The organism is Rahnella sp. JUb53 (assembly GCF_004346065.1).
Classification (GTDB): domain Bacteria; phylum Pseudomonadota; class Gammaproteobacteria; order Enterobacterales; family Enterobacteriaceae; genus Rahnella; species Rahnella variigena.
In genome coordinates, this window is the sequence record NZ_SLYT01000002.1 from 533160 (window position 1) to 559666 (window position 26507).

Sequence of the window (26507 nt, forward strand, 5' to 3'; positions counted from 1 at the left end):
GAATTCCTTATGAATTTACGGATTCTTGTTGAACATCACGGGGACGCTGTAACAGGAGTTCGGGCAGCCGGTTACGATCAATTTTTCCGTTATTATTTTTGGGTAACGCCTCACTGAAATAGTAGCGGTGAGGGCGTTTATAGCTTTCGAGATGGATCTGACAAAAGGCTTTAAGCAGGGCAATCTCGGGCGCGGTGACACATTCAATAAAGGCAACGATCTCGTCACCGTAAACCGGATGAGGAATGCCAATCACCGCCACCTGCCTGACGCCGGGCAGGCGTTTGAGCACACCTTCGACTTCACGTGGCGCCACTTTTTCACCGTTGGTTTTCAGAATGTCATCTTTGCGGGCGACAAAATAAAGCAGGCCTCGTTCATCCAGCCGGCAGATGTCGCCGGTATACAGCACGGATTCACCGGGCAGCGGGCCGGGGCGTAATTTCTTTCGCGTCTGTTCTTCATTTCGCCAGTAACCGCACATGACTGTCGCGCCACGAATGACCAGCTCACCCGTGGCATTGCTGCGATGCGGGACACCGTTTTCATCCACCACCCAAAGTTCGGTATTCGGAATGGCGTAACCGACGCTCTCTTTATGCGTTGCCAACATCGCGGGCGGAAGCCAGGTGCAGCGATGGCATTCTGTCAGCCCGTACATAGAGAAAATTTCTGCCTGCGGGAACAGGGCGATCAGCGTGTCAATATCATTGGGATGTAACGCGGCAGCCGTATTGGTTATTTTACGCACGGATGAGAAATCATAGCGTTTTGCCAGAGGGGCGATGAGGGCCAGCATCGTAGGGACAATCGGCAAAACTGATGCCCGCTGTTTCACCAGTTGTTTGAGTGCAAACAGCGGACGGCTGAAATCTTTCTCGATAATCAGCGTTGCGCCCACTCTGGTGGCCATGATTGCCTGATAAAGACCGTAATCAAAACTCATCGGGATTGTGCAGAAAATCCGATCGCTTGCCCTCAGATCCAGATAAGTGCTGACAGATGTTGCCGCACTCAACATATTGCGTTGGGTCAGCATGACGCCTTTAGGGTCTCCGGTAGAACCAGATGTGTAAATCAGGCACGCCAGATCGATATCCGGCGTGTCTTCCGGCACCTGCGGAGTGACGTCTGCCTGCGCGGCGATCTGCTGTAATGAAAGTAATACCGGACAGATCAGACTGTCGGTGCCCGGCTTGTCAAACAGCACCGGATAAGGGAGGCGTTGACCGGAGGCGGCGACCAGCGCACCCGCCTGTTCTGCACTGCCGATCAGCAGAGCGGCCTCTGCATTGCTGAATATCCAGCCCACGCGCGCGACGGGGGTATCAGGATTAACAGGGACAAAAATGGCTTGCAGGTACTGAACCGCCCAGAAGCACACCACAAAGTCGATACTATTCGGCAGCCAGACCACCACCCGATCGCCCCGTTTAATATGATGCTGTTGCAAATAGGTGGCCGTCTTCATGACCCGCTGGAACAGCGCCGACCAGCTCACCTCCTCATCACCGGCAACCAGTGCCGTTTTCTCCGGAGATGTCTGTGCAGCACGGACCAGCCACTGCGTTAAATGGGTTGTGCTCATAGAATATCCTTATTGTCCGATTCGAGAACCATTGCGCCAAACGTACCCGCCACGCCTGAGGCCAGAGCAAGAATGCACTGCGCTCTTACGGAATTATCCCGACAGGCAAGAAGGCTTTTGATATTGAGAAACGCATCGCTGCAAAAGCAATGACCTAATGTGTAGAGGTTATGGCGAAAAACGATCTCCCTGCTAAATCCGGTACGATCGGCAAGACGATCAAAGGTGACCGGGCTGATGTGGTAGGGGAGAACGGCATCGAGTTCTTTCGGTCTACGTCCGGCGCACTCCAGCGCTTTTTGAATGGTTTCGCTCATTACCGGCAAAAAAGCGTGGTCATAGGCATTTTCGCTTTCACGATCTGTTTCCCGCATCCGCGTGCCATAAGCGCCCAGTTGTTGTATATGCAGTGCGCGCAGATGCAGTGAATGAGGCGACGGGGTCATGCCAACCAGCGTGGCGCAAAAAGCTTCGCCAAAATATCCATTTTGATCAACATATTGCACCGTGCGGTGAAAACATTTTTCACCGGTGATCAGCACCCCGCAGACAGAGGCCTGGTTCTGAGAGTCAGTGTTCCCGGAGGACTTGTTCTGCTGCGCGGCGCGCATTTTGGCCTGCAAATACTGTAATCCCACCAGACCTGAGGCGCAGGAAGCCTGCGTCGCAGAAAAAAATTCGATTTGCTGATCGCCAAAAAACGTCTGAAATGCCCCGTACTGGCTGTCCATACGGTCAAACGGGCTCGCCGCGTGCAGAGAATGGGCCCAGGCGACATAGCGGATTTGGCGAAATAAACCGGGATCGCACTCGGCGCGTAATTTTTGCAGAAGTTCGAAGACAAGATCCGGCAAAGTTTCATGCGTAAACAGACTGGCCGACTGCATCTTATGAAAACGGCTAAAAATTTTATGGTTACGCTCCCCCCAGCGGTATTCCTTTTCCAGCAGAGAGAGCGGAGTAAGCTCCGGGGCAGTCAGGCTGGTGATGGAATGGATATACACCTTCAGTTCTCCATCACAAAACTGGCGAAGACCACATTCTTCCCTTCCGGCATCATTAATAAAAACCGCGTATTTTCCTGAGCCAGTTTTTTTAATAACACCCAGGGGGCTGATGACAATAAGGCATCGTTCCAGGTTTCTATCCTGACATTTGAGAAGCGGGCCTCCTCACGCAGTGTCTGTGAAAACGCTTTGGTGGTCAGAATGATCAGCGGCAATGACTTTTCAGCCGCACTGAACATATCCAGCCTGGAAAGCAGGGAATAAATGCCCGCCACTGAACCTGGCAGTGAGGTCTTCTGATAATTTTTAAAGGTAATATTGCCCCTGGCCTTACAGGTCTCAGTGGTCACGATGCTCTGTAGCAGGAGCAAACAGCAACTGGAAGAAGGATTGAAACTGGCGAGGTACGGGCTGTCATACAGGATGGTAGCCTGATCGGCCATCATCAGCAGAGCTTTACGCGGGTGCTGGTCGCCGCCGAGATCTTCCAGATAATCTTCGATGATTTGCAGCGCGACAAATCCACTGCTTAAGCCATGATCACTGATGGCAATACCAAAAGCGTTATGGGAGCCGGTTTCATAAATAATGGCATTGGTCACTGACGCGCCAATTTCAGCATCGGGCGTCCAGTGGGTGAGCACCACTAAATCCAGATCATTGACCAGCGCCTGCTCTTCCAGCTGCGTCACCAATTTTTTGAGCATCGTGGTGAATGTCAGGTTCTGAGCGTTAATCCACCGGGAGACGGGCTGAAGCCTGGCTTTGTTTGTGCGGGAATGTGACTGAAAAAAAGCGTTAACAAAACTTTTAACTTTATCCAGTTGCGCGTTTTCCGCCGCAACAGCAGGATTGTTATTTTTTTCAAACTCATGCCAAAGAATATTGGATGCTGAAAACTCCAGAGACATAGAGATTCCTTAGGCATTTTCGACAGATAAAGGCTGACAAATCTGAGGCGCCAACAATGTTTCAATGTTATCTGCGGTTCGGATAAGGAAAGCCTGACCTTTTTCCACCAGAATTTCGGCGGGATGACCAAAACTTAAGAAGTTGACCGGTGAGGCACTGGCTCCGTATGCGCCTGAATGTCCGATGCCAATCAGGTCGCCCGGATGCAGCTCAGCCAGCATTATGTTTTCACCTAATAAATCGGTAGGCGTACACAGCGGGCCGGTCACCTGATACCGATGTTGTGTCCCGGCACGAGCTTCACCCAGACGGGCCATCGGGAAATTACGCCGGATCAGCGAGTTGATGCCTGCTGCACTGCCGTGACAGTTGGCTCCGCCATCACATACCGCGAACCATTCATCACGTGAGGGTTTGAGATAATTAACGCGGGTAACAAAAATGCCTGCACGGGCAATCAGATATCTGCCCAGTTCGACGATGATCTTACAGTGCGGAAATTTGTCATGATAATTGCGGATAACCGGGGCCAGTGCCTCACCCAGCGCAACAATATCCAGCGGCTTTTCTTTGTCAAAATATCTGACGCCGAAACCACCGCCGACATCGACAAAATCAAAATCGATCTTGTAGATGTCCTGCAAAGTCTCAGCCAGTGACAGAATATTCAGCGTATTTTTGGCCAGCGCCTGCCAGTCGAGGATCCGTGTACCGAGATAAATGTGGATCCCTGCCAGTCGTACATTGCTCTGCTGCCCGACGCAGGCAAATGCCTGCGGTAAAAGTTGTTCATCTATACCAAATTGCCGCGGTTTGCCGCTCATCACCAGTTTGGCTTTTTCGCCAGTAAAGTCAGGATTGATGCGCAAGGCGATGGTTTGTATAACGCCCATGCTGGCAGCGATATCATTAAGAATTTTTATTTCTTCAATGGATTCAATGACGACAGCTTTAATACCGATGCGACAGCATTGGGTTAATTCAGCAATATGTTTACCGGGACCAACGAAAATAATATCTTCAGGGGGCACCCCCTGACGTATTACTGTTTCCAGTTCCGCGAGAGAACACACTTCACAACCCGTTCCTTCCCGGTTTAACAACTGAACAACTGTTTTATTGGGATTGGCTTTGAGCGAATAAAAATAATGAATCTCATCAGGAAGTGATTTTTTTAACGCTGCAAAATCTGCCTTTATTTGCGAGGCACTGTAGGCATAAAACGGTGTCGGAACCTTGTCAGCCAGACGCTGATATGGAATATCGTCGATTTTTTCTGCGCTAATAAACTGGCTATCAGGAGGAAAAGCTGACATCGCTAAACCTCCGGGATAACAGTGATTCAATCTGATGAATATTCCTGAAGTTTTCGAAAAGATCGCCATCAAGGATATCGAAAAAACTCTCAGAAGCATCGCTTCTTGCCTCAAGCCATTCGCCCATCTCTGCGATAAAACCCACCAGATGGATCGAGTCCAGCAGCCCTTCAGGCCCGTAGATTTCCGCTCCTTCTGCAATAGCCGCCAACTTCCTATTGTCAACACCCACTTTCTCTAATGATGAGAGTATAAAATCTTTCGTCGTCGATGAAATAGTCATTAGTTTCGCCACTTTAAAAACTTCGTGCTGACATCTTATCCAACGTACTCAGAAAGATTTGCTTGAAATTGCGTCCATAATAAAAGAAGAAATTAAGGGACGGGATAAGTTAACCTGCGTAGGGACGGTTCATTGACATAATAATGTTTGGTGATTCGATGAATTCGTGGGCGGTTATTTTATGGAGACAGTAATAGCAGCCATGATTGCCCTCAGGACTGTTTAATGTAAGACTCTGCGGTGTAAAGCTTTATTTTTAAATCTCATATTGAGAAGATCTTATTTCAAAATATATCTCATCCTTACCGTTTCTCTCTGCGCCGAAACACTGGCGACCACGATGATGAAAAGCCTCCCACGGATTTACCCGCCTGATCCGGGCATTATTGTTGTCGTGGGGTATTCAGCTTTGTTCCAAATTGGTAACGCATTAACATTTCCTGATTTTACTCCCCGCAAAATGATAGCCGCTGTCCTGAAGGCCGGTTTCATCGCTGCACAGTAATTTAGTTACAACATGCTTATATGTGGAGGAATTTTCTGATCGGCGTTATCTGTATGTGCCTTTTTCGTTTGAGACTCCGCACGCCTCTGCAGCCCGCATCGTAGGCGGGGACTGGCTTATCTGCATGGCGGATAAGAAATACCCTAACAGTCATTATGAAAATGCCTTGACCCTGTGATAGTGATCACGTTTATTACGTTCTAATAACAAAACAACATACCCGAAATAATTCGAATTGCAGGAAGGCGGCAAGCGAGTGAATCCCGATGAGCTTACTAAAGTAAGTGATTCGGGTGAGCAAGTGCAGCCAACGCATCTGTAATCTGAAGAATGAAGGGGATAAGGATAATAAATGACTGAGTGCTCATCGCTGGACACCCGGCCAGAAACCTCTGCTTTCCGCCGCTGGCTGGCGGTATTCTCACTGGCCTGCGGCACATTCGCGCTGGTTAATACCGAATTTCTGCCGATCGGATTACTTTCGCCGATCGCGCAATCTCTGGGTGTCACTGAAGGTCATGCCGGGCTGGCGGTGATGCTGCCCGGTTTAGTGGCGGCAATTTCTGCGCCGCTGATCATGCTGTTTGCCCGCAAAATGGACCGTCGCAACTTGCTGTTGCTGCTTTCCGCGACGGTCATTGTGGCTAACGGTATTGCCGTGATGGCGGACTCATTCAACATTTTGCTGATCGGACGCATTATTCTGGGCGTCGGCGTGGGGGGCTTCTGGTCGTTTGCTATTCCCTCCGGGCGGCGGCTGGTGTCCGAAGAGCAGGGCGCACGCGCTATTTCGCTGATCACCGCAGGCGTGGCAGTCGGCACGGTTGCGGGCGTTCCGGCGGGCGCGTTTATAGGCGATCTGTTTGGCTGGCGCATGGCATTTACTCTCAATGCCGTGCTGGCGCTGGTCTTCTTCGTACTGCAATGGCTGGCGCTGCCGTCGTTGCCCGCGCAGCAATCTATCAGCCTGCGCGCGATGCTGGGCGTCACTAAAGTCGCGGGGATCCGTTACGCGCTTATCATCGGTATTTTCATGGCGGGCGGTCATTTTGCGGCCTATACCTACCTCGAACCCTGGCTGCGGTTCAATCTGCATCTTTCCGCCAGTGATATCTCGTTGTTGCTGATGGGCTACGGTGTTGCCGGGCTGGTGGGTACGCTGACGACTGAAATCAGTGTTCGCGAGTTCGGTGTAAAGAGAGCGTTTATGCTCAATATGCTGCTGCTGAGTGTTTCTGTGCTGGTGTTGTCGCTGTTCCAGGTGCCGTTAGCGCTGGCCTGTGCGCTGGTCATCTTGTGGGGATTAGCGTTTGGCGCGCTGCCGGTGTGCCTGAATATCTGGACGTATCAGGCGTCGCCTGCGCTTTTCGAAACCGGTTCGGCGCTGCTGGTATGTGTCTTCCAGACCTCGCTGGCGCTTGGCGCGTTGTTTGGCGGGATCCTCGCAGACAATTCGGGCGTGAGCAGCGCCTTCCTGCTTGGCGGTGTGCTGACATTGCTGGCGGGAATCACGATCTTCCTCTCCCGTCCGCAGCCTGTGACGTTGCACGGTGCTTCAGAATGATCGGATAACGATCAGGAAATCTTTCCACATTTGAAATTTCTGCCCTTTCAAAGCCCGTATATTGCGGGCTTTGTTTATTTCTGGCGGGTTTGCATTAGGTTATTTCTTTTTCGTATTTGCCGCGCGGGAAGCGATTTGAAACACTGTCGGCTTAACAGTCTGTTTCAACTTGAAAATTTATTCACGGAAAGAGTAAACCTTATGCGCACAATATTAAAATTATCTGTTCTGGCTTTATCTCTGGCGGGCGTTCTGGCGCTGACTGCCTGTGATCAAAAATCTACTGAGAATCACATCAAGGTCGGGATCAGTGCCGGTATCGATCAGCAGATGTGGGAAACCATCAAAAAAACGGCCAAAGACAAATACAATCTGGATGTCGAAGTGGTGACATTCACCGATTTCGTATTGCCTAATTCCGCGCTAAGCAGCGGCGATATCGACGTTAACTCCTTCCAGCATCGCCCTTATCTGGATAAACAAATCAAAGAGCGTGGCTATAAGCTGGTGGAAGTGGGTAAAACGTTCGTTTATCCGATTGCCGGTTACTCGCGCAAAATTAAATCCATCGACCAGTTGAGTGATAACGCACAGGTGGCTGTACCTAACGATCCGACGAACCTTGGCCGCTCATTGTTACTGCTGCAAAAAGTCGGGTTGATCAAACTGAAAGAGGGCACAGGTTTACTGCCGACGTCGCTGGATATTATCGAGAATCCAAAACATCTGAAGATTGTTGAGATCGAAGCGCCTCAGCTGACCCGCGCTATTGACGATGACAAAATCGAGCTGGCGATCATCAATACCACCTATTCAGGCCAGGTCGGACTTACGCCGGGTAAAAACGGGCTCTTTGTGGAAGATAAAGATTCACCTTACGTGAATATCATTGTGGCGCGTGAAGATAACAAAGACAGTCAGGCGGTGAAAGAACTGGTGGAAGCCTATCAGACTGACGCCACTGTCAAAGCGGCAGATGCTATTTATCACGGCGATGCGGTGAAAGGCTGGTAATGGCTATCTGGTAAGGCGGGAATCATTGAATCCTGAGATTGTGGAATCTCAGGATTCAATGTTGGAATCTTTTAGATATCGTTGAGCATCTGAGAACGCTGATTCATGTTATTGAACACGGCGCTTTTAACACGGGCACAGATAAGGGTTTGCTTGTCTTTTAATTCGAGAGCAAACATTTCTTTAGAGTCTTTGTTGATCAGCGAAGCATTAGTTTTATAAACGGCATACGCCTCATTGAGCTGATTAAATTGCTGCTTGTAGACATTGAAAGCATTTTTATCCAGCGTCTGAAGTGCTTTGAACTCAGTGTAGCAACGGGAGTTAAGTGCAGACTGATCCTGCTCGGCGTTTTTAACTGTTTGTTGTTGCGCACATCCGCTTAAAAATGCGGCAGCGACAACGACAGACATCCACGCAAAATGCTTATTCATTATGGCCGGTTCCTTCATCCGATAATTCTCAGTAATTTCCGACTACTATATTCAGAATCTTACATAATTGGAAATTATGATTATGGCTAATCAATACATTCATACGCATGATTCCGGCCATCCCCGAAGAAGGACTATTCCAGCCTGAGTTTCAGCCATTCACAGGCAGTCAAAAAGGCCGGCAGTGGCAGCCAAAGGCAGGAAGCAAAACGGGATCAGCAAACGCCGAAATCGCCTTCTTCGTGATACAGGCTCACGGTATCCGCTTTCACTTCAATTTCCGTTGCGCCGAAGTCGTCCTGACGCGTACACCACAGGGTGTCACCTTCAACACGCTGTACGACCAGTCTCGGGCCGCCGGTTTTAGACTGAACGATATCTTGGGGTTCAAACATATTTTTTCCTCTGTTTTCAATGACGTTGTAATGATGGAAAAACGTGCCCGCAGGCCGCATAGCCGCGCCATCCTCGCGAAACACGGATCTGAAGCTATACTTAAAGTGAATGTAATACAAACAGGAGGAAAACATGACCATTCATAAGAAAGGGCAAGCGCATTGGGAAGGTGACATTAAACACGGTAAAGGTCACATCTCTTCTGAGAGCGGCGCGCTGAAGGACCAGCCTTATGGTTTCAACACCCGTTTTGAAGGAAAACCCGGCACCAACCCGGAAGAATTAATAGCAGCAGCGCATTCTGCCTGCTTCTCAATGGCACTTTCGCTCATGCTCGGCGAAGCAGGGCACACGCCAGAAAGCATTGATACTGTCGCAGATGTTTCACTGGATAAAGTGGATGGCGGCTTTGCGATTACCAAAATCGCGCTCGACAGCAAAGTGAAATTGCCGGGTATCGATAAAGACAAATTCGACGAAATCATCAAAAAAGCCAAAGCCGGTTGCCCGGTTTCTAAAGTACTGAACGCGGAAATCACGCTGACGTATCAGCTTGAAAATTGATGAAAGACTGACGTTTTGAATCTGAAAGCCACGCGAAGTTTGCGTGGTTTTTTTGCTTATGGTAACACTCAGGAATCATATGACGGGATGAAATTAGTGCCAGAGCAGATGCCGGGGCACATCCTGGGACTGATTGAGGATACGCATAACTATAATCACCAGCTCTGACACGAGAAAGAAAACTACGTGCTTTTCAACGGGAAGTGAATATAGAGAGTCTCCTAACTCCGGCCTTTTGATTCCTACTTCATGTGTGGCAATTAACTCAAAAATATCAGAAATTCGTCCGATATATTCGTCGGCCTTAAGAAGGCCAAACTGTTCCTGGCTATAGAACCAGAGGTTTTCCAGATCCTCAGTCGCTCTGGGCGTTAAATTAATCTCTTTCCGTTTGATCATTTTTTCCTTTCACTCGTTGCAGAAACGAATCCTTATCCCATCCTTGTGGCGTTCCGCTATTGATACCTTCAGCCAGCAGGGCACGTAGCGTGTGCAAGTGAGATTCGGCCTGCTTTTCACGCAGAAGTCGCAATGCGTCGCGCAGTACTTCACTTTGAGTTCTGTAATCTCCAGATTGCACAAGAGAATCAATGAACTCGCGCAGTTCATCACCCAAATCAACCGTCATTGTTCTGGCCATTATCACCTCATGTAAGATTTAATCTTACAACGAGTATAGTTTATCCATTATTGCTTACCAGCGGATATTTTCAGTTTCTGCGCTGGCTTCACAATATAGTGTTTTTCGTTAAACCTTCGAGCCTTCCTTTCCCATTCTCCGGTACGCCTCGCAAAACGCTTGTCCCCGGTTTGACAAAAATCCCCTCTCTGCCATTACTTGATCATTCCCAAAAACCGAATGCTGCCGCACAGGATTCGGTTTTTTAATGCGATGAGAGAGCCGTTATGCTGACACTGCGCCAGATCCGCCATTTTATTGCCGTTGCTGAAACCGGATCGATATCCGCTGCCGCACAGGCCTCTTTTGTTTCACAGTCCTCGCTGACACAGGCGATTCAGCAACTTGAGACGGAAACCGAGGCGCGGCTGTTTGACCGCCATGCCAAAGGGATGACGCTGACCCATCAGGGGCATCAGTTTTTACGCCAGTCGTATCTTATTCTGGCCACCGTTGATAACGCCAAACGCAGCCTGCAGATGGGTACCGAAAATGTCACCGGTCAGCTGACGCTGGGCGTGACCAGCCTGGTGGCCGGATACTTTCTGGTGGATTTACTCAAACAATTCAACGCCTATTACCCGAATGTCGATGTCAAAGTGGTCGAGGATGAACGCCAGTATATCGAGCACCTGCTGGTCAGCGGCGAGATCGACATCGGTGTGCTGATCCTCTCAAATCTGGAAGATCGTGACGCGCTGCAAACCGAGGTTCTGACCCATTCTTCTTACCGTCTGTGGCTGCCGCCGTTGCATCCGCTGCTGGAGCGGGAAAGTATTTCTCTGGCGGATATTGCCAATGAACCGCTGATCCAGCTCAACGTGGATGAGATGGAAAAACACGCGCAGCGGCTTTGGGCGCGGGCCGGACTCAAGCCCAATATTGCGATGAAAACCGCGTCAACCGAGGCGGTGCGCAGTCTGGTGGCTGCCGGGTTGGGCGTATCAGTACAGCCGGACATGGCTTACCGCGCCTGGTCACTGGAAGGGAATATGATCGAGGCCAGCAAGCTTGAGGATTCCATCGAACCGCTGGATATCGGACTGGCATGGCGTCGCGGCAGTGCGCGGCCTGAACTGGTGACGCCGTTTCTGACGATCGCTCGTGAAAACAGCGCCAAGAGAAAACCGTCTTAACCGGAGCATTCGTTTTTTCCGAACGCAGCCTTCAATAATTGCTATTTGTTGCCCTCAGAGAAATTACCTAATGTGAATTAGCAGTTTTGTTACTAGCTAATAACATTTTTGTTAATTCCCTATGACTGACTTCTCTGAGGGGCAGTACGATGTCGGATGCAGAATTTGTTGCCAGTTTCTCTGATAAACACGCGATCAACGGCGACCTTCTGCATGGCGAGGGCGCAACGCAGAGTATTTTTAATCCCGCCACCGGCGAGGTGATTGCAGAAGTGGCGGAAACGTCACTGGCGCAGGTCGATATGGCCGTTAACGCCGCCAGTCAGGCATTTGCCCGCTGGTCACGTACCACGCCTGCCGAACGCGGCACTCTCCTTTTACGCATTGCCGATGCTATCGAAAAGCAGGCGCCGCAGTTGGCGCGTCTTGAAGCCTTAAACTGCGGCAAACCGCTGCATCAGGCGCTGAATGACGATCTGCCAGCCGCCGTGGATGTCTTCCGTTTTTTCGCCGGTGCTGTCCGGTGTCAGCAGGGGCAATTGGCCGGAGAATACCTGCCAGGTCATACCTCCATGGTGCGCCGTGACCCGCTTGGCGTTGTCGCTTCTATCGCCCCGTGGAATTATCCGCTGATGATGTCAGCGTGGAAAATCGCACCGGCGCTGGCCGCCGGAAACACCGTCGTTTTCAAGCCTTCCGAACATACTCCCCTGACCATTCTTGCCTTACTGCCTGCTTTGCAGGACATCCTGCCGCCGGGCGTGCTCAACGTGATCACCGGCAGCGGAGAAAGCGTCGGCAACGCACTGGTCAGCCATTCTCACGTTCGTTTGATCTCCCTGACCGGCGATATCGTCACCGGACAACGGATTTTGCAGGCCGCAGTTAAAACCGTAAAACGCACTCATCTTGAGCTGGGCGGTAAAGCGCCGGTAATTGTGTGTAATGACGCGGATATTGACGATGTGGTCCACGCCGTCAGCACCTGGGGCTACTACAACGCCGGACAGGATTGCACCTCCGCCTGCCGCGTTTATGCGCAGGCCGGGATCTACGAACGTCTGGTGGAAAAACTGGGCGACGCCATTGCTCAGTTGCCGTTCGCCAAAAAGAATGACAGCGAAAACTTTATGGGACCGCTCATCAGTGCCAGACAGCGTGACCGCGTATCCAGCTTTGTCGAGCGGGCGCTGAGTCAGCCGCATATCGAGCGGATTACCGGCGCGGCATCCCATTCCGGTTCCGGTTTTTATTACCAGCCGACGCTGCTGGCGGGTTGTCTGCAAAGTGATGAAATCGTCCAGCGCGAAGTGTTCGGGCCGGTGGTCAGCGTGACGCGTTTTGACTCGCTTGAGCAGGTCGTCAGCTGGGCCAACGAATCTGAATACGGACTGGCTTCCTCAGTCTGGACACAAAATATCGACCTCGCCATGCAGATTTCCTCGCATCTGCAATATGGCACCACGTGGATTAACACCCACTTTTCCCTGGTCAGTGAAATGCCGCACGGCGGACTGAAACGCTCCGGCTACGGCAACGATCTTTCCAGTTATTCCTTACAGGACTACAGCGTAGTCAGACACATCATGGCGAAGTTCAAACCTCAATTCTAAAAACAACATTTACGACGACAGGACAGGAGTAAGCGATGAATAAGAACAAAGGTGTTTACGCTTTATCTGCTATTTGTTTGGGCCTGCTGAGTTTCTTAAATAGCGCGCTGGCTGCCGACGCACCCACCAGTATTGGCAAAGGCGAAGGCCAGTTAAATATTGTTGCGTGGCCGGGGTATATCGAGCGCGGCGAAAGTGACAAAAACTATGACTGGGTGACGCAGTTCGAAAAACAAACCAGCTGCAAAGTGAATGTGAAAACCGCGGCGACGTCCGATGAAATGGTCAGCCTGATGGCGAAGGGCGGCTATGACCTGGTGACGGCGTCCGGCGATGCTTCGCTGCGTCTGATTTACGGTAAACGCGTGCAGCCGATCAACCCTGCGCTGATCCCTAACTGGAAAAACGTCGATCCGCGCCTGACCAAAGGCGCATGGTTTAACGTTGGCGGCAAAGTTTACGGCACGCCATACCAGTGGGGGCCGAACCTGCTGATGTACAACACCAAAACATTCCCTACACCGCCGGACAGCTGGGCGGTGATTTTTGTCCCGCAAAATCTGCCAGATGGCAAACCGAATCAGGGACGCGTTCAGGCCTATGACGGGCCGATCGCCATTGCCGATGCCGCGCTGTACCTGAAAAGTACCCAGCCAGATCTCAAAATTGAAGATCCGTATCAGCTCAATGAAACCCAGTATCAGGCCGTGCTGAAACTGCTGCGTGCCCAGCATCCGCTGATCCACCGTTACTGGCACGACGCCTCCGTGCAGATGAGCGATTTCAAAAACGAAGGTGTGGTCGCCAGTTCCTCATGGCCGTATCAGGCCAACTCACTGAAAGGCGAGAAGCAGCCGATTGCCACCGTGTTTCCGAAAGAAGGCGTTACCGGCTGGGCGGATACCACCATGCTGGCGGCGGATTCCGAACATCCGAACTGCGCCTATCAGTGGATGAACTGGTCGCTTGAACCGAAAGTGCAGGGCGACGTCGCCGCCTGGTTTGGTTCTGTGCCTGCGGTTCCGGCGGGTTGTAAAGCCAGCCCGTTGTTAGGCGCAGAAGGCTGTCAGACCAACGGCTTCGATAAATTCGCGTCGATTTCATTCTGGAAAACGCCACAGTCCGAAGGCGGCAAGTTCGTTCCATACAGTAAATGGACACAGGACTATATCGCCATTATGGGCGGCCGTTAATACGCGGCATCCTTTGCGCCGCAGATGCGTTGGCTGCACTCTCTCACCCGAATCACTGACCTGTGTCAGCTCATCGGGATTCGTGAGTTTGCCGCCTTCCTGCGACTCAAATGATTTTTGCGTATTCCAGTGGAATTGGTTTTTTCAAAAATGAAACCCCGGGAGCTAACTATGCCCGCCGTACAATTTATTAATGTTTCCCGAATATTCGGGGAAACCAAAGCCGTCGATAATGTGTCGATCGATATTCAGGACGGCGAATTCTTTTCCATGCTTGGGCCTTCGGGTTCGGGTAAGACCACCTGCCTGCGCCTGATTGCCGGGTTTGAAACGCTGTCATCCGGTTCCATCCGCATTCATGGCAAAGAGGCCACAAAACTCGCGCCTTATGAGCGGGATGTGAATACCGTCTTTCAGGATTACGCGCTGTTTCCGCACATGACCGTGCTGGAGAACGTTGCGTATGGCCTGATGGTGAAAGGCGTGGGCAAAAAAGAACGCAATATCCGCGCGATGGAAGCGCTGGAACGGGTGGCGCTCGGTTTTACTGCGGCGCGCAAACCGGCGTTTTTGTCGGGCGGTCAGCGTCAGCGCGTGGCTCTGGCGCGTGCGCTGGTCAATCAGCCCAGCGTTCTGCTGCTCGATGAACCGCTCGGCGCGCTCGATCTCAAACTGCGAGAGCAGATGCAGGGCGAGCTGAAAAAACTGCAACGCGAACTGGGCATTACCTTCATTTTCGTCACGCATGATCAGAGTGAAGCGCTGTCGATGTCGGACCGCGTGGCGGTGTTTAACAACGGGCGCATCGAGCAGGTGGATTCACCGCGCGAGCTGTATCTCAGTCCGCGCACGGCGTTTGTCGCGCAGTTTGTCGGTACCGCCAATGTGCTTAATTCTGATCTCTCCCTCAGGCTCACCGGCCTTCCCGGCAGCCGCTCGATTCGTCCGGAACATATCCGCCTGACGCCGCAACCGCAAGCTGACAGCAGTATCGTGCAGGTCAGCGCCATCCTGAAAGATATCCATTTTCAGGGGGCGGCGACGCGCTACGAACTGGCGCTGGATGGCGGTGAGCGGCTGTTTGTCAGTGAACCGAATAATCTGGCGGCCAGCCTGCAAACCCACTTCCAGACCGGGCAACCGGTGGTGGCATGCTGGAACCGGGACGCCATGGTGGCGCTGCTTGAGGGTTAAACGATGGATATCAGTATGACTCCTTACGAGAAGCGGGCGCGGCGTGGCCGGGCGCTGATCACTTTCCTGCATCATCGCCCCGGATTTTATCTGGCGCTGCTGCTGGTTCCGCCGCTGTTGTGGTTCGGTGCCATCTATTTAGGTTCGTTGTTTGCGCTGCTGTGGCAGGGTTTGTATACCTTCGACGATTTCACCATGACGGTGTCTTCGACGCTGACCACGGCGAATCTGCGCGCGCTGTTTGATCCGGTTAACGCCGACATCATTATCCGCACGGTGAGCATGGCGCTGCTGGTGTCGTTTTTCAGCGCGGTGCTGGCGTTTCCGATTGCTTATTACATGGCGCGCTACATTACGGGCAAGAAAAAAGCTTTCTTCTATGTCGCGATCATGTTGCCGATGTGGGCGAGTTACATCGTCAAAGCCTATGCGTGGACGCTGCTGCTTTCCAAAGGTGGCGTACTGCAATGGTTCCTAGAACATCTCGGGCTGGAACCGCTGCTGACCGCGATGCTGAGTCTGCCGGGTATCGGCGGCAATACGCTGTCAACGTCGGGGATCGGGCGCTTCTGGGTGTTCGTTTACATCTGGCTGCCGTTTATGATTTTGCCGATTCAGGCAGCGCTTGAACGTCTCCCGCCGTCCCTGATCCAGGCATCCGAAGATCTGGGCGCGAAACCCTGGCAGACGTTGCGCTATGTCATCTTCCCGCTGGCGGTGCCGGGTATTGCCGCGGGTTCGATTTTCACCTTCTCCCTGACGCTCGGCGATTACATCATCCCGCAACTGGTGGGGCCGCCGGGGTATTACATCGGCAATATGGTGTATTCCCAGCAGGGGTCGATTGGCAATATGCCGATGGCGGCGGCGTTCACGCTGGTGCCGATTGTGCTGATTGCTGTTTATCTGTCGATGGTTAAACGACTGGGAGCTTTCGATGCACTCTAAACGCGCACCCTGGTTACTCAAACTGTCCGCATGGGGCGGGCTGGTTTTCCTGCATTTCCCGCTGCTGATCATCGCGGTTTACGCCTTTAACACCGAAGACGCAGCCTTCAGTTTTCCGCCAAAAGGCTTCACGCTGCACTGGTTCGCGGTGGCGGCGGGGAGACATGACATTCTCGACGCCGTCTGGCTCTCGGTGCAAATCGCCTGTTACGCCACGGTGATTGCGATGGTGCTGGGCACGCTGGCAGCAGCGGCGCTGTACCGGCGCAATTTCTACGGCAAAAACAGTATCACCTTGCTGTTCATGCTGCCGATTGCCTTGCCGGGGATCATCACCGGGCTGGCACTGCTCAACGCGTTTCACGCCGCACAAATCGAACCGGGCATGCTCACCATCGTTATCGGTCATGCCACGTTCTGCATGGTGATTGTTTATAACAACGTCATCGCCCGTTTCCGTCGCATCACCCACAGCCTGATCGAGGCATCGATGGATTTAGGCGCCGACGGCTGGCAGACCTTCCGCTACATCATTTTACCCAACCTGAGCACCGCGCTGCTGGCGGGCGGAATGCTGGCGTTTGCGCTGTCTTTCGATGAAATCATCGTCACTACCTTCACCGCCGGACACGAGCGCACGCTGCCTATCTGGCTGCTCAATCAGCTGGGACGTCCGCGCGAAGTGCCGGTCACCAACGTGGTGGCGCTGTGCCTGATGGTACTGACCATGATCCCGATTTTGGGCGCATGGTATCTGACAAGAAACGGGTCTGATGTGGCCGGTGACGGCAAATAATAAGGAAAAAATAATGCAAACGAACATGCTGATTAATGGTGAGCTGGTTGCCGGAGAAGGGACGTCGTTGCCGGTTTACAACCCGCATAACGGGCAGGAAATAGTGCGACTGGCGCAGGCCAGCGAGCAGCAGACCAAACAGGCTGTCGATCAGGCGCACAAAGCTTTTACCGAATGGGGGCAAACCACGCCGAAAACCCGTTCTGAGTTGTTACTGGCGCTGGCCGATCGCATTGAAGCCAATGCTGAAGCCCTCGCGAAACTCGAATCGCTGAACTGCGGCAAACCTTTTCATCTGGCGCTGGGCGATGAGATCCCGGCGGTAGCTGATGTGTTTCGTTACTTTGCCGGTGCCAGCCGTTGTCTGAACGGACTGGCCAGCGGCGAGTATCTGACCGGTCATACTTCCATGATCCGCCGTGATCCGCTGGGAGTTATTGCCTCTATCGCGCCGTGGAATTATCCGCTGATGATGGCTGCCTGGAAAATTGCTCCGGCGCTGGCGGCGGGCAACTGTGTGGTGATCAAACCTTCTGAAATTACGCCGCTGACGGCGCTGAAGCTGGGCGAACTGGCGCAGGATTTGTTCCCGGCGGGTGTGCTGAATGTGTTGTTTGGCGACGGTCAGACGGTGGGTAACGCGCTGACGCATCACGATAAAGTGCGGATGATCTCTTTGACCGGCTCGGTCGCAACCGGCGAGAAAATTGTTGCGCAGGCCACCAGCGGCATCAAACGCACGCATATGGAACTCGGTGGCAAAGCGCCGGTGATCGTGTTTGATGACGCGGATATCGATCAGGTGGTGGAAGGCGTGCGCACGTTCGGTTTCTACAACGCCGGACAAGACTGCACCGCGGCCTGTCGACTCTATGTGCAAAAAGGGGTTTATTCGCGGCTGGTCAACGCGCTGGGCGAAGCGGTTTCTACGATCAAACTTGGGACAGATGAAAGCGCAGAAATGGGGCCGCTGGTATCGGCAGCACATTTAGAACGGGTGGAAGGTTTCGTGCAACGCGCAAAACAGCAGGCGCATATTCAGGTTGTCACCGGCGGCGAACACGTGCGCGGCGAAGGCTATTATTTCCAGCCTACCGTGCTGGCGGGAGCGCGTCAGGAAGATGAAATCGTGCAGCGTGAAGTGTTCGGACCGGTGGTCAGCATCACCGAATTCGACACCGAAGAGCAGGTTCTCGACTGGGCAAACGAATCGAATTACGGGCTGGCTTCATCGGTCTGGACGCAAAACATCGGTCGCGCCCATCGCCTCAGCGCCCGTCTGCAATACGGTTGTACCTGGGTGAATACGCATTTCATGCTGGTCAGCGAAATGCCGCACGGCGGACAAAAGCAATCCGGCTACGGCAAAGATATGTCGATGTACGGACTGGAAGATTACACGGCAATCCGGCATGTGATGATAAAACACTAGCATCCGGCTTCGGCAGATTTACAGGGCTGGCGGCGTTCCCGCCAGCTTATTTTCACATCAAATCTTCTTCGCCAGCAGCGTCGCAAAGCGCAGCTTATAGCGGTTACCGTTTTCGTCGCGTTTATGCAGCTCGCCGACGTCTTCGTTGTACTTCACGATTTCCCAGCCATGGTAATACTCGCGCAGTTCTTCAGGCTTGAAGGTGAACGGGAAGGGCAACGGGCACGGGAAATCCGGGCTGTCCATCGCGGCGACAATCAGGTTGTAGCCTCCGGTTTTCGTCGCAGCGTGCATATCCTGAATAATATGCGGGATGCTGTCGCGTTGCAGAAACATCATCACTACCGTTGAAAAGATAAAATCATATTCACCGCTGAAACGATGCGTGTTCAGATCCTGCTCGCTTATATGAATGTTTTGTAGGGATTCTGCCGCAATAATGTCATTCACTTTTGCGACGCTCATCGCATTGTTGTCCCAGCCGGTGACATCAAAACCCTTCAGGTTGAGATACAGCGAGTTACGTCCGCTGCCACACCCCAAATCCAGCGCTTTACCCGGCTGAACATAATTTACCGCGTTGAGAATTTCGGAATGGGTACGGGTCAGACCGTATTTTTCGGTGTAATAGTCTTCTGGTGCGAGGTGTTGTGTCATTCGCGGATTTCCTGAATAGTGAATCGTATACCCGCGATTATCCTCTAAAATAGAGTGCTGGCACCATGACTCTTAATGGGGTCTGCATCATATCCCGCCGGGTCATTTTTATAAGGAGATAACATGTCTGGGCCGTCCCCCGATAACAAGCATCCGATGGAGGGATTTCCTCAGGTCTGCTTCATCAAAAACACCGTCAGCAACCCCAATATTATTATTGGCGACTACACCTACTATGACGATCCTGTTGATTCAGAAGATTTCGAGCGCAACGTCCTTTATCACTTTCCTTTTATTGGCGATAAGCTGGTGATTGGAAAGTTCTGCGCGCTGGCCCGCGGGGTGAAATTCATCATGAACGGGGCGAATCACAAGCTCTCTGGCATTTCGACCTATCCGTTTCAAATATTTGGCAACGGATGGGAAAAGGTGATGCCTGCGGCAGAAGACCTGCCTTATAAAGGCGATACGGTGATCGGGAATGATGTGTGGATTGGCTATGAAGCGCTGTTTATGCCCGGCGTTAAGGTCGGGAACGGAGCCATTGTTTCATCGAAATCGGTGGTCACCGGTGATGTCCCTGCTTACGCCATCGTGGGAGGTAATCCGGCTAAGGTCATCAGATACCGTTTCGACAATGAGACGATCGCCCGCCTGGAGCAGATCGCCTGGTGGAACTGGCCAGCAGATAAAATTTCCACAAATCTGGCGTTGATCACCGCAGGTGACGTTGACGCGCTGGCCGCCTGCTGATTTTAGCGATCAGCGGATTGTGCGGTGATCCGTCTGCCGGTAAAGGTAACTACCGGTGCCATGTACCGGATCACCTTCAAAACCGACTTTTTGCATGCCGATTTTCTCCAGCACACGCTGCGAAGCCAGATGATTTTCGCGCACGGTGGCTGAGATCCGCTCAACATGCAGTTTCTCGAAACCTGCGTTCAACGATGCGCTGGCAAACTCCGTTGCCAGCCCTTTTCCCCACGCGATGGTCGCAAAGCGATAGCCGAGAAATACCCGGTGATTTTCGTAGCCTTCGCGAACTCCCAGCCCACCGAAGCCGATAATCTCATCCGGCTTATGACTCAACGTTATCGCCCAATGGCCGAAACCGTGTTCCGGCCATTCCTGTAACCAGCCGCTAAGTTTTTCCTTCGCTGCCGCCATGTCTTTGAGCGGACCGCGCGGATTAAACAGATTAGTTTGCGGATCGCCGTAAATAGCAAAAAATGAACCGATGTCATCAGCCTCGACAGGCCGGAGCAACAACCGCGATGTTTCGAGGATCATAGTCAGCGTTTTCCTTCTGTTAGCTGAAGTAAATCTTAGACTGAGCAGGAAACTCCGCCATCTGTTTTTGCAAAAAATCAATAAACCGCCGCACCTTTTCAGGGACATGGCGGGTGTTGGGATAGAGCGCGAAAATGCCCTGTGTCGGGAACCGGTGATCGGGCAGCAAATGGCATAAACGCTGTGTATCGATTTCCGGTTGCACCAGCCAGTCGGGCAGCAGGGCGACGCCTGTGCCAGCCAGCGCAAAAGCTAACAACGCCGACGCGCTGTCGGCGGTCACGGCAGGGGGTGATGAAACCCGGAAAGGTATCTTATCTCCATGAGTATTTCTCACCGGCCAGTTCATCGGCAGCGGCAAACGGCTGTGCGCAATCCATGAAGCCTGGGCCAGCTGTTCCGGTGTTTGAATACTTCCTGATTGTTGCAAATATGTCGCAGAGGCTACCGGCAGGATTTCAAAACTCCCCAGCGTGGCGGCGTGGTGACTGGAATCGGCTAACTGACCGAGGCGGATCGCCAGATCGAAGCGTCCGGAAATCAGGTCATCGTGATTCGAGGACGCAACGTGCTGAATGCGTAATTGCGGATGCAGTGCAGAGAACGCCGCCAGCGCCGGAACCACCACGCGTGCACCGTATTCCGGCGTACTGGTGATCCGCAGTTGTCCGCTCAGGCCGCCGTGTTCCCGGCGCACGTCATCCAGCACCGCTTCCGCTTCCTGTAATAAGTCCTGACATCGCTGATAAAAGCGTTCGCCCGATTCAGTCAGTGCCAGTCGTCGCGTGCTGCGGGTCAGTAACGCGACGCCGGTTTCACTCTCAAGCTGCTTTATGTTGAAACTGACCACCGCTTTGGTCAGCCCGAGCGAAGCCGCCGCGCCAGTAAAACTGCCTGCGTTAACCACCGCGACGAAAATCTCCAGCCGCTGTAAATTCAGCATTTCCTGCGTCCTGATTGTCAAAATATTTTTGACAGTGTAACTGCGCCGCGCCCGTTTATCCCGGACAATATCTCCGTTAGATTGCACGCCTTAACTGATTGTGGATGAGTGCAGATGAGTCACAGAGCGCGGGTTGCAGCGGTGTATTTGCTCGGTTTTTTCGTTGATCTGATCAACATGTTTATCGCTAACGTGGCGTATCCCGGCATCGCACGTCAGTTTGATGCACCGGTCAGCGCGCTGGCGTGGGTCAGCACCGGATATATTCTCGGGTTGACGCTGGTTATCCCGCTCAGTCGCTGGCTGGCCGCACGTTTCGGGGCGCGCCGGATTTTCATCCTTTCACTGACGATTTTTATGCTTGCCTCTGTTGGCGCAGCAAGCGCCGGAAATCTGACCACGCTGATTGCCTGGCGTATTGTGCAGGGGCTGGGCGGCGGATTATTGATCCCGCTCGGGCAGACGCTGACGTACGCGCTGTACCGCAGCCACGAACGTGCCAGACTTTCGGCGGTGATCATGCTGGTCGGGCTGATGGCACCGGCGCTTTCTCCGGCCATCGGCGGCATTATCGTGGACAGTTTCAGCTGGCGCTGGGTGTTTATTGCCAGTCTGCCTCTGGCGCTGCTGGCCTGGGTTCTGGCACTGCGCTGGCTGCCACAAACGCCGCAGGAACTGGCTGGAAGATTCAATCTGAAAGGATTTACACTGCTCAACGGCGGGCTGACGCTGGTGTTATGGGGGCTGACGTCGCTGGGTGAAAGCAGTGAATGGCTGAGCGGCAGCGCATTTTTGCTGGCGGGCGCAGGGCTGATGGCGATGTTTGTTGGCGTCTCCCGAAAACAGCCTGAGCCTTTGCTGGATCTGACGTTGATGAAAGATCCGCTGCTGCGTACCGGCATGCTGGTTTATCAGTGGGTTCCCGGCGTGTTTACCGGCGTCAGCCTGATCGCGATGCTGTATCTGCAAAATGAACATCATTTCTCGGCAACGCAGTCGGGGGGGCTGATGTTGCCCTGGTCGCTGGCGTCGTTTGCTGCCATCAGTTTTACCGGCAAAATGTTTAACCGGATCGGGCCGCGGGCGCTGTTTATTCCCGGCTGCCTGATTCAGGGCGCAGGTATTGGCTTGCTGGCGCTGCTCAGTGTGTTTCCCGCAGCACCGTGGCTGGCGATCGCCGCGTTCACGCTGATGGGTGCGGGCAGCAGTTTGTGCAGCAGCACGGCGCAAAGTGGCGCGTTTTTACATATTCAGACGGAGAAACTGGCCGATGCCAGCGCGGTGTGGAACATCAACCGCCAGCTGAGCTTTTGCCTCGGCGTGACGCTGGTCAGCGTGATGCTCAATATTTTGCAGATTTACCTCCCGCAATCTGCGTTCAGGCTGGCGTTCATTTTTGCCGCCGCCAGCGTTATTGTTCCGGTCATGCTGTGTCTGCGGTTGCCGGGCCGGGAAATTGTGCAGGAACTGCATCAGCAGGAACTTCAAAAGGAAAGAAGATGAATCGTTTTGTGAAAGAAGTGTTTGATGCGCATGTGTTAATTCAGCGCTGGTTTACAGACTCCGCCGCGCCTGAGCAGGTTTGTGATGAACTGCTGGCGCGGTTTAGTCCGGCCTATTCGATGGTAACTATCACCGGCCACCGGCTGGATCATCCGGCGTTATGTGCTTTTTTCAGGGCGCAGCGGGGCGCGAAAAGCGGGCTGAAGATTGAGGTCGAAAAGCCGGTGCTGATTGCTGAAAGTGAAAAAGGCGCGGTCGTTGCGTATCAGGAACGCCAGCAGTTGCCCGGCCAGCCGGAAACGCTGCGTTATTCGACGGTGTTGTTTGTGGTGGATGCAGAAGGGAAAATTCTGTGGCGTCATTTGCATGAAACGCCAGCCGCCTGATCGCGTATAAAAAAACGGCCTTCCGCGAGGAAAGCCGTTGTAGCCTGCAAAAGTGATTACTTCGTCAGGGTTTTTCTGACTTCGCTGACATCTTTTGCGGTCACTGCCGGAGCATTGTTGCTCCAGCCCTGACGGATAAAGGTCGACAGTTGTGCCGCTTCTTCGTCCGTCAGACGGTTAGCAAAGCCCGGCATCACCAGCGTAGACGGTGCGCGCGCGGTGGACGGTTGCTGTGCGCCCGCCAAAATGGTGTGAATTAATCCGGTCGGATCTTTGGCATTCACAATCGTTGCCTGATCCAGCTGCGGGAACACGCCCGGTGCGCCTTTACCGGTCACGAAGTGACATGCACCGCAGTTATCGAGATACAAACGCTCGCCTTCGCTGAGGTTTTTCGCCGCTGTCAGTTTGGCTTCGGTCGCGCTGGCTTTCTGCGTGTCCTCTGCCGGAACCGGCGGATTACCGCCCAGGAATTTGATGTACGCCGCGATGGCTTTCAGGTCGTCATCGGTCATGTGGGCAGTACTGTTTTCCACCACAGACGTCATTTCGCCGCCAACCGCCGCTTTGTCATTACGCCCTTTGCCCAGATAATCGACGATCTCCTGTTCATTCCAGTGCGCGACGCCGCGCAGGGAAGGGACGTCCCAGTTATTCAGGCTGGCGCCTGCCAGGAAATCAGAGTCGCTGCTGTCCAGCGCTTTCTCGTTCATACCGAAACCGCGCGGAGTATGGCAACTGCCGCAGTGACCGAGACTTTCCACCAGATACGCGCCACGGTTCACCTGCGCGGAAGCACCCCCGATGGGCTGGAAAGGTTTATCAGACGCGAACGCCCAGTTCCAGAAACGCATCCCCCAGCGCTGACTGAACGGGAAACTCAGATCCGTTTCCGGTGGCTGTTCCGCGCTCGGTTTTACGCCCTGCATAAAGTAAACGTAAAGCGCGTGCATATCTTCATCGTTGATTTTGGCGTAATCCGGATAAGGCATCGCCGGATACAAACGGGTGCCGTCAGGCAGAACGCCTTTACGCACCGCATCAGAGAACTGTGCTTCGGTATAACCGCCAATGCCGTGGTCTTTATCTGGCGTAATGTTGGTGGAATAAATGGTGCCCAGATTAGAGTTGATCGCCAGTCCACCGGAAAACGCCGGTTTACCCGCGACTGTATGACACGCGCCGCAGTCGCCCAGACGCGCCACATATTCGCCCTGTTTGATCAGCGCTGCGTTATCGGATTTTGTATTGGTATCCGCCTGCGCATTCGCCATAAAACCTGCTCCCAGCAGCAGAGCATTAGCGATAAATAAACTTTTGAGTTTCATCCTGTTCATCTCCGCTTATGCCTGAACCAGTGGACTAGGGTTTTTCAGGTACTGATCTTTAATCGCCTGCGCCGCCATCAGGGTGATCGCGCCGATGGTGTCCGTCGGGTTGGCCTGGAAGTTTTGCGGGAACGCATTACCGCCCGGCACAAACACGTTATGCACATCCCAGCTTTGCAGGAACTTGTTCAGCGCCGAGGTTTTCGGATTATCGCCCATCACCGCGCCGCCCACGTTATGCGTGGAAACGTACTTGGTCAGGTCAAAATGCGCGTCCATCGGCAGGAAGCTTTCGCTGTAGCTGTCCGGGTTCAGCTCTTTGGTGATATTGCCGACGATGCCTTTCAGGTATTGCTGCAATTTGAGTTCGTTCTGTTTCCAGTCGAAGGTCATGCGCAGCAGCGGATAGCCGTATTCATCTTTGTAGTTCGGATCGAGATCCAGATAAATGTCGCGGTAAGACTGGCAGGTTGTCGTGATGCTGATTTTCATCGAATGGCCGTACCATTCTTCCATCCCTTCTTTCCAGCCGGTGCCCCACGCAGGCGTGCCTTTTGGCAGCGAGGTGCTGATTGGCGTGCCGGTGGCCTGAGAACTGTGGATTTTCGCGCCGCCGATGAAACCTAAAGAAGGGCCATCAAAGTTGCCCGGAGAGATGTCGTTAAACATCTGGCCTGTGGCGCCTGCGGTGGCGAAAGGGTTGAAGTTTTTGTCTTTGAAGAACAGCGTCGAGCCGCCGTTACTCAGGAACGCATAGTTACGGCCAATCACGCCTTCTTCAGTGATCGGGTTGTACGGTTTGCCGATCCCGGACAGCAGCATCAGGCGCACGTTACAGAACTGGAAGCTGCTCAGCACCACGATTTTTGCCGGCTGGAAGCATTCGTTGCCGTCTGCATCCATGTAGATCACGCCTTTGGCGGTTTTCTTATCATCGTGCAATTCGACTTTCAGCACGTTGGCGTGGACTTCATAAGAGAAGTTATCCATGCGTTTCAGTGCGTCCATCACGGCGGTTTGCGGTGAAGCTTTCGAGTAGTTCAGGCACGGATATTTACTGCAATAACCGCAGTAGTTACACGGCGCAATCTGGTTGCCGTAAGGGTTGGTCCACGCGCGGGATACGCAGGCCGACGGGTTCGGGAACGGGTGATAGCCCATCTTTTTGGTGACTTCAGCAAACATGCTGCTGTTGAGCGTATCTTCCAGCGCTGGCAGCGGATACGGCTCAGAACGCGGGCCTTCGAACGGGTCGCCGCCTTCCATAATCTGACCGCGCAGGTTACCGGTTTTACCGGACTGACCGCAGATGTGCTCAAATTTAGTGTAATACGGCTCGATTTCGTCCCAGGTGAACGGGAAGTCCATGATCCGCATATCTTCCTGCAGGATACCCGGCTTGTAGGCTTCGTCGGCGTAGGTTTTGAGTTTTAAATCGGTCGGCGTCGGGCGGATCAGAACCGCCGTCCAGTGCAGACCAGAACCACCGACGCCGGTACCCGGCGCAAACGCGCCCCATTTACGGGTCGGCAGAGCGGTTTCACTCATGTTGTAACGCACGGTGACCGCCGCTTCAGCCGGCGTCGCCATGACTTTGTTACGCACCGCGTAGGCGTATTCGTCCGCCGGTTTCGGGTATGCAAATTCTTCGTAGCCGCGATCGCCGCCGCGTTCGAGGGCGCGAACGGTCAGGCCTGCCATTGCCAGCTCGATACTCATCAGCGAGCCAGCCCAGCCTAGGCCGACAACAACGACGTCGACTTCTGGTTTAGTTACTTTTGCCATCTTAAATCCTGTCAGTCATCAGAAAAGGGGAATTAGGGCGC

General features: G+C 53.1%; 28 protein-coding genes. 14 read left to right on the forward strand and 14 right to left on the reverse strand.

All coding sequences use genetic code 11. The annotated features are described in order from the left end of the window. Nucleotides 1–7: 7 nt before the first annotated feature. Genes EC840_RS07000 through EC840_RS07020 form a run of 5 tightly spaced genes read right to left on the reverse strand, consistent with a single transcriptional unit; the run spans nucleotide 8 to nucleotide 5106 of the window. The gene (locus EC840_RS07000; RefSeq protein WP_129639570.1) at nucleotides 8–1588 is read right to left on the reverse strand and encodes a class I adenylate-forming enzyme family protein; all 1581 of its coding nucleotides are present in this window, start codon (nucleotides 1586–1588) and stop codon (nucleotides 8–10) included. Next, a complete protein-coding gene (locus EC840_RS07005; protein ID WP_132964630.1) occupies nucleotides 1585–2592 on the reverse strand; it encodes a 3-oxoacyl-ACP synthase in 1008 nt (335 codons plus the stop codon). Before EC840_RS07005 ends, EC840_RS07000 begins: the two co-directional genes overlap by 4 nt. Before the next feature lie 2 nt (nucleotides 2593–2594). Beyond that, nucleotides 2595–3506: a hypothetical protein gene (locus EC840_RS07010; protein WP_132964632.1), complete on the reverse strand. Its 912-nt coding sequence runs from the start codon at nucleotides 3504–3506 to the stop codon at nucleotides 2595–2597. A gap of 9 nt (nucleotides 3507–3515) precedes the next feature. Beyond that, nucleotides 3516–4823, reverse strand: coding sequence for a type III PLP-dependent enzyme (locus EC840_RS07015; RefSeq protein WP_129639567.1), 1308 nt, complete (start codon nucleotides 4821–4823; stop codon nucleotides 3516–3518). Then, on the reverse strand, nucleotides 4804–5106 hold the full coding sequence (locus tag EC840_RS07020) for a hypothetical protein (RefSeq protein ID WP_129639566.1): 303 nt from the start codon (nucleotides 5104–5106) through the stop codon (nucleotides 4804–4806). The genes EC840_RS07015 and EC840_RS07020 overlap by 20 nt, the downstream gene beginning before the upstream one ends. A 340-nt stretch (nucleotides 5107–5446) precedes the next feature. Between EC840_RS07020 and EC840_RS25265 the strand changes: the two genes are divergently transcribed. From EC840_RS25265 to metQ, 3 genes are all read left to right on the forward strand, one after another. Next, nucleotides 5447–5611 (forward strand): hypothetical protein, encoded by a 165-nt coding sequence (locus tag EC840_RS25265; protein WP_165353183.1) that lies wholly within the window; start codon nucleotides 5447–5449, stop codon nucleotides 5609–5611. A gap of 352 nt (nucleotides 5612–5963) precedes the next feature. Then, nucleotides 5964–7175, forward strand: coding sequence for an MFS transporter (locus EC840_RS07025; protein WP_132964634.1), 1212 nt, complete (start codon nucleotides 5964–5966; stop codon nucleotides 7173–7175). Nucleotides 7176–7376: 201 nt separating this feature from the next. Continuing rightward, on the forward strand, nucleotides 7377–8189 hold the full coding sequence (gene metQ / locus EC840_RS07030; RefSeq protein WP_132964636.1) for a methionine ABC transporter substrate-binding lipoprotein MetQ: 813 nt from the start codon (nucleotides 7377–7379) through the stop codon (nucleotides 8187–8189). A gap of 71 nt (nucleotides 8190–8260) precedes the next feature. On the opposite strand, the gene EC840_RS07035 is transcribed toward metQ, so the two are convergent. Then, the gene (locus EC840_RS07035) at nucleotides 8261–8623 is read right to left on the reverse strand and encodes a hypothetical protein (protein WP_112289572.1); all 363 of its coding nucleotides are present in this window, start codon (nucleotides 8621–8623) and stop codon (nucleotides 8261–8263) included. 215 nt (nucleotides 8624–8838) lie between these two features. Then, entirely contained in the window at nucleotides 8839–9018 is a 180-nt protein-coding gene (locus tag EC840_RS07040) for a DUF2158 domain-containing protein (RefSeq protein WP_132964638.1), read from the reverse strand. A gap of 133 nt (nucleotides 9019–9151) precedes the next feature. On the opposite strand from EC840_RS07040, the gene EC840_RS07045 reads away from it, so the two are divergent. Beyond that, complete coding sequence (locus tag EC840_RS07045; RefSeq protein WP_112289575.1) at nucleotides 9152–9583, forward strand: OsmC family protein; 432 nt, start codon at nucleotides 9152–9154, stop codon at nucleotides 9581–9583. Between the two features lie 93 nt (nucleotides 9584–9676). On the opposite strand, the gene EC840_RS07050 is transcribed toward EC840_RS07045, so the two are convergent. Together EC840_RS07050 and EC840_RS07055 are read right to left on the reverse strand one after the other, a co-directional pair. Next, nucleotides 9677–9982 (reverse strand): type II toxin-antitoxin system RelE/ParE family toxin, encoded by a 306-nt coding sequence (locus EC840_RS07050; RefSeq protein ID WP_132964640.1) that lies wholly within the window; start codon nucleotides 9980–9982, stop codon nucleotides 9677–9679. Continuing rightward, nucleotides 9960–10223, reverse strand: a complete 264-nt coding sequence (locus EC840_RS07055) for a type II toxin-antitoxin system ParD family antitoxin (RefSeq protein ID WP_113876536.1) — start codon at nucleotides 10221–10223, stop codon at nucleotides 9960–9962. The genes EC840_RS07050 and EC840_RS07055 overlap by 23 nt, the downstream gene beginning before the upstream one ends. 266 nt (nucleotides 10224–10489) lie before the next feature. On the opposite strand from EC840_RS07055, the gene EC840_RS07060 reads away from it, so the two are divergent. The 7 genes from EC840_RS07060 to EC840_RS07090 all read left to right on the forward strand — a co-directional run bounded on the left by EC840_RS07060 (nucleotide 10490) and on the right by EC840_RS07090 (nucleotide 18574). Next, a complete protein-coding gene (locus tag EC840_RS07060; protein WP_112289580.1) occupies nucleotides 10490–11398 on the forward strand; it encodes a LysR substrate-binding domain-containing protein in 909 nt (302 codons plus the stop codon). Nucleotides 11399–11547: 149 nt separating this feature from the next. Beyond that, a complete protein-coding gene (locus EC840_RS07065; RefSeq protein WP_132964642.1) occupies nucleotides 11548–13011 on the forward strand; it encodes a gamma-aminobutyraldehyde dehydrogenase in 1464 nt (487 codons plus the stop codon). A 35-nt stretch (nucleotides 13012–13046) separates the two neighbouring features. After that, the gene (ydcS, locus tag EC840_RS07070; protein WP_113876534.1) at nucleotides 13047–14204 is read left to right on the forward strand and encodes a putative ABC transporter substrate-binding protein YdcS; all 1158 of its coding nucleotides are present in this window, start codon (nucleotides 13047–13049) and stop codon (nucleotides 14202–14204) included. A gap of 171 nt (nucleotides 14205–14375) precedes the next feature. Continuing rightward, on the forward strand, nucleotides 14376–15398 hold the full coding sequence (locus EC840_RS07075) for an ABC transporter ATP-binding protein (protein WP_243701027.1): 1023 nt from the start codon (nucleotides 14376–14378) through the stop codon (nucleotides 15396–15398). A gap of 15 nt (nucleotides 15399–15413) precedes the next feature. After that, nucleotides 15414–16346, forward strand: a complete 933-nt coding sequence (locus EC840_RS07080) for an ABC transporter permease (protein WP_113876645.1) — start codon at nucleotides 15414–15416, stop codon at nucleotides 16344–16346. After that, complete coding sequence (locus tag EC840_RS07085; RefSeq protein ID WP_112289587.1) at nucleotides 16336–17142, forward strand: ABC transporter permease; 807 nt, start codon at nucleotides 16336–16338, stop codon at nucleotides 17140–17142. Before EC840_RS07080 ends, EC840_RS07085 begins: the two co-directional genes overlap by 11 nt. 13 nt (nucleotides 17143–17155) lie before the next feature. Then, complete coding sequence (locus tag EC840_RS07090) at nucleotides 17156–18574, forward strand: gamma-aminobutyraldehyde dehydrogenase (RefSeq protein ID WP_132964646.1); 1419 nt, start codon at nucleotides 17156–17158, stop codon at nucleotides 18572–18574. Between the two features lie 57 nt (nucleotides 18575–18631). Here the strand turns inward: EC840_RS07090 and tehB are convergent, their stop codons facing one another. Continuing rightward, nucleotides 18632–19231 (reverse strand): tellurite resistance methyltransferase TehB, encoded by a 600-nt coding sequence (gene tehB, locus EC840_RS07095; protein WP_132964648.1) that lies wholly within the window; start codon nucleotides 19229–19231, stop codon nucleotides 18632–18634. Between the two features lie 123 nt (nucleotides 19232–19354). Here tehB and EC840_RS07100 point away from each other — a divergent pair, with 123 nt between their 5' ends. Continuing rightward, nucleotides 19355–19984 (forward strand): Vat family streptogramin A O-acetyltransferase, encoded by a 630-nt coding sequence (locus tag EC840_RS07100; protein ID WP_120163311.1) that lies wholly within the window; start codon nucleotides 19355–19357, stop codon nucleotides 19982–19984. Between the two features lie 9 nt (nucleotides 19985–19993). On the opposite strand, the gene EC840_RS07105 is transcribed toward EC840_RS07100, so the two are convergent. Together EC840_RS07105 and EC840_RS07110 are read right to left on the reverse strand one after the other, a co-directional pair. After that, nucleotides 19994–20521 (reverse strand): GNAT family N-acetyltransferase, encoded by a 528-nt coding sequence (locus EC840_RS07105; protein WP_132964649.1) that lies wholly within the window; start codon nucleotides 20519–20521, stop codon nucleotides 19994–19996. Between the two features lie 19 nt (nucleotides 20522–20540). Beyond that, nucleotides 20541–21464: a LysR family transcriptional regulator gene (locus EC840_RS07110; protein WP_132964651.1), complete on the reverse strand. Its 924-nt coding sequence runs from the start codon at nucleotides 21462–21464 to the stop codon at nucleotides 20541–20543. 114 nt (nucleotides 21465–21578) lie between these two features. On the opposite strand from EC840_RS07110, the gene EC840_RS07115 reads away from it, so the two are divergent. Both EC840_RS07115 and EC840_RS07120 read left to right on the forward strand, forming a co-directional pair. Next, on the forward strand, nucleotides 21579–22967 hold the full coding sequence (locus EC840_RS07115) for an MFS transporter (protein WP_132964653.1): 1389 nt from the start codon (nucleotides 21579–21581) through the stop codon (nucleotides 22965–22967). Beyond that, a complete protein-coding gene (locus EC840_RS07120; RefSeq protein ID WP_112289594.1) occupies nucleotides 22964–23353 on the forward strand; it encodes a DUF4440 domain-containing protein in 390 nt (129 codons plus the stop codon). The genes EC840_RS07115 and EC840_RS07120 overlap by 4 nt, the downstream gene beginning before the upstream one ends. 56 nt (nucleotides 23354–23409) lie before the next feature. On the opposite strand, the gene EC840_RS07125 is transcribed toward EC840_RS07120, so the two are convergent. Both EC840_RS07125 and EC840_RS07130 read right to left on the reverse strand, forming a co-directional pair. After that, entirely contained in the window at nucleotides 23410–24690 is a 1281-nt protein-coding gene (locus EC840_RS07125; protein ID WP_132964655.1) for a cytochrome c, read from the reverse strand. Nucleotides 24691–24696: 6 nt separating this feature from the next. After that, the gene (locus EC840_RS07130; protein WP_132964657.1) at nucleotides 24697–26466 is read right to left on the reverse strand and encodes a GMC family oxidoreductase; all 1770 of its coding nucleotides are present in this window, start codon (nucleotides 26464–26466) and stop codon (nucleotides 24697–24699) included. Nucleotides 26467–26507 lie beyond the last annotated feature (41 nt).

Excerpts from the sequence above, each read along its gene's own strand:
- metQ (WP_132964636.1), top strand. The coding sequence starts at position 7,377 with ATGCGCACAATATTAAAATTATCTGTTCTGGCTTTATCTCTGGCGGGC.
- EC840_RS07020 (WP_129639566.1), bottom strand. The coding sequence starts at position 5,106 with ATGACTATTTCATCGACGACGAAAGATTTTATACTCTCATCATTAGAG.
- EC840_RS07125 (WP_132964655.1), bottom strand. The coding sequence starts at position 24,690 with ATGAACAGGATGAAACTCAAAAGTTTATTTATCGCTAATGCTCTGCTG.
- EC840_RS07065 (WP_132964642.1), top strand. The coding sequence starts at position 11,548 with ATGTCGGATGCAGAATTTGTTGCCAGTTTCTCTGATAAACACGCGATC.
- EC840_RS07025 (WP_132964634.1), top strand. The coding sequence starts at position 5,964 with ATGACTGAGTGCTCATCGCTGGACACCCGGCCAGAAACCTCTGCTTTC.
- EC840_RS07075 (WP_243701027.1), top strand. The coding sequence starts at position 14,376 with ATGCCCGCCGTACAATTTATTAATGTTTCCCGAATATTCGGGGAAACC.
- EC840_RS07015 (WP_129639567.1), bottom strand. The coding sequence starts at position 4,823 with ATGTCAGCTTTTCCTCCTGATAGCCAGTTTATTAGCGCAGAAAAAATC.
- EC840_RS07045 (WP_112289575.1), top strand. The coding sequence starts at position 9,152 with ATGACCATTCATAAGAAAGGGCAAGCGCATTGGGAAGGTGACATTAAA.
- EC840_RS07040 (WP_132964638.1), bottom strand. The coding sequence starts at position 9,018 with ATGTTTGAACCCCAAGATATCGTTCAGTCTAAAACCGGCGGCCCGAGA.
- EC840_RS07130 (WP_132964657.1), bottom strand. The coding sequence starts at position 26,466 with ATGGCAAAAGTAACTAAACCAGAAGTCGACGTCGTTGTTGTCGGCCTA.
- EC840_RS07060 (WP_112289580.1), top strand. The coding sequence starts at position 10,490 with ATGCTGACACTGCGCCAGATCCGCCATTTTATTGCCGTTGCTGAAACC.
- EC840_RS07080 (WP_113876645.1), top strand. The coding sequence starts at position 15,414 with ATGACTCCTTACGAGAAGCGGGCGCGGCGTGGCCGGGCGCTGATCACT.
- EC840_RS07035 (WP_112289572.1), bottom strand. The coding sequence starts at position 8,623 with ATGAATAAGCATTTTGCGTGGATGTCTGTCGTTGTCGCTGCCGCATTT.
- EC840_RS07110 (WP_132964651.1), bottom strand. The coding sequence starts at position 21,464 with ATGCTGAATTTACAGCGGCTGGAGATTTTCGTCGCGGTGGTTAACGCA.
- EC840_RS07050 (WP_132964640.1), bottom strand. The coding sequence starts at position 9,982 with ATGATCAAACGGAAAGAGATTAATTTAACGCCCAGAGCGACTGAGGAT.
- EC840_RS07090 (WP_132964646.1), top strand. The coding sequence starts at position 17,156 with ATGCAAACGAACATGCTGATTAATGGTGAGCTGGTTGCCGGAGAAGGG.
- EC840_RS07120 (WP_112289594.1), top strand. The coding sequence starts at position 22,964 with ATGAATCGTTTTGTGAAAGAAGTGTTTGATGCGCATGTGTTAATTCAG.
- EC840_RS07085 (WP_112289587.1), top strand. The coding sequence starts at position 16,336 with ATGCACTCTAAACGCGCACCCTGGTTACTCAAACTGTCCGCATGGGGC.
- tehB (WP_132964648.1), bottom strand. The coding sequence starts at position 19,231 with ATGACACAACACCTCGCACCAGAAGACTATTACACCGAAAAATACGGT.
- ydcS (WP_113876534.1), top strand. The coding sequence starts at position 13,047 with ATGAATAAGAACAAAGGTGTTTACGCTTTATCTGCTATTTGTTTGGGC.
- EC840_RS07105 (WP_132964649.1), bottom strand. The coding sequence starts at position 20,521 with ATGATCCTCGAAACATCGCGGTTGTTGCTCCGGCCTGTCGAGGCTGAT.
- EC840_RS07115 (WP_132964653.1), top strand. The coding sequence starts at position 21,579 with ATGAGTCACAGAGCGCGGGTTGCAGCGGTGTATTTGCTCGGTTTTTTC.
- EC840_RS25265 (WP_165353183.1), top strand. The coding sequence starts at position 5,447 with ATGATGAAAAGCCTCCCACGGATTTACCCGCCTGATCCGGGCATTATT.
- EC840_RS07000 (WP_129639570.1), bottom strand. The coding sequence starts at position 1,588 with ATGAGCACAACCCATTTAACGCAGTGGCTGGTCCGTGCTGCACAGACA.
- EC840_RS07055 (WP_113876536.1), bottom strand. The coding sequence starts at position 10,223 with ATGGCCAGAACAATGACGGTTGATTTGGGTGATGAACTGCGCGAGTTC.
- EC840_RS07010 (WP_132964632.1), bottom strand. The coding sequence starts at position 3,506 with ATGTCTCTGGAGTTTTCAGCATCCAATATTCTTTGGCATGAGTTTGAA.
- EC840_RS07100 (WP_120163311.1), top strand. The coding sequence starts at position 19,355 with ATGTCTGGGCCGTCCCCCGATAACAAGCATCCGATGGAGGGATTTCCT.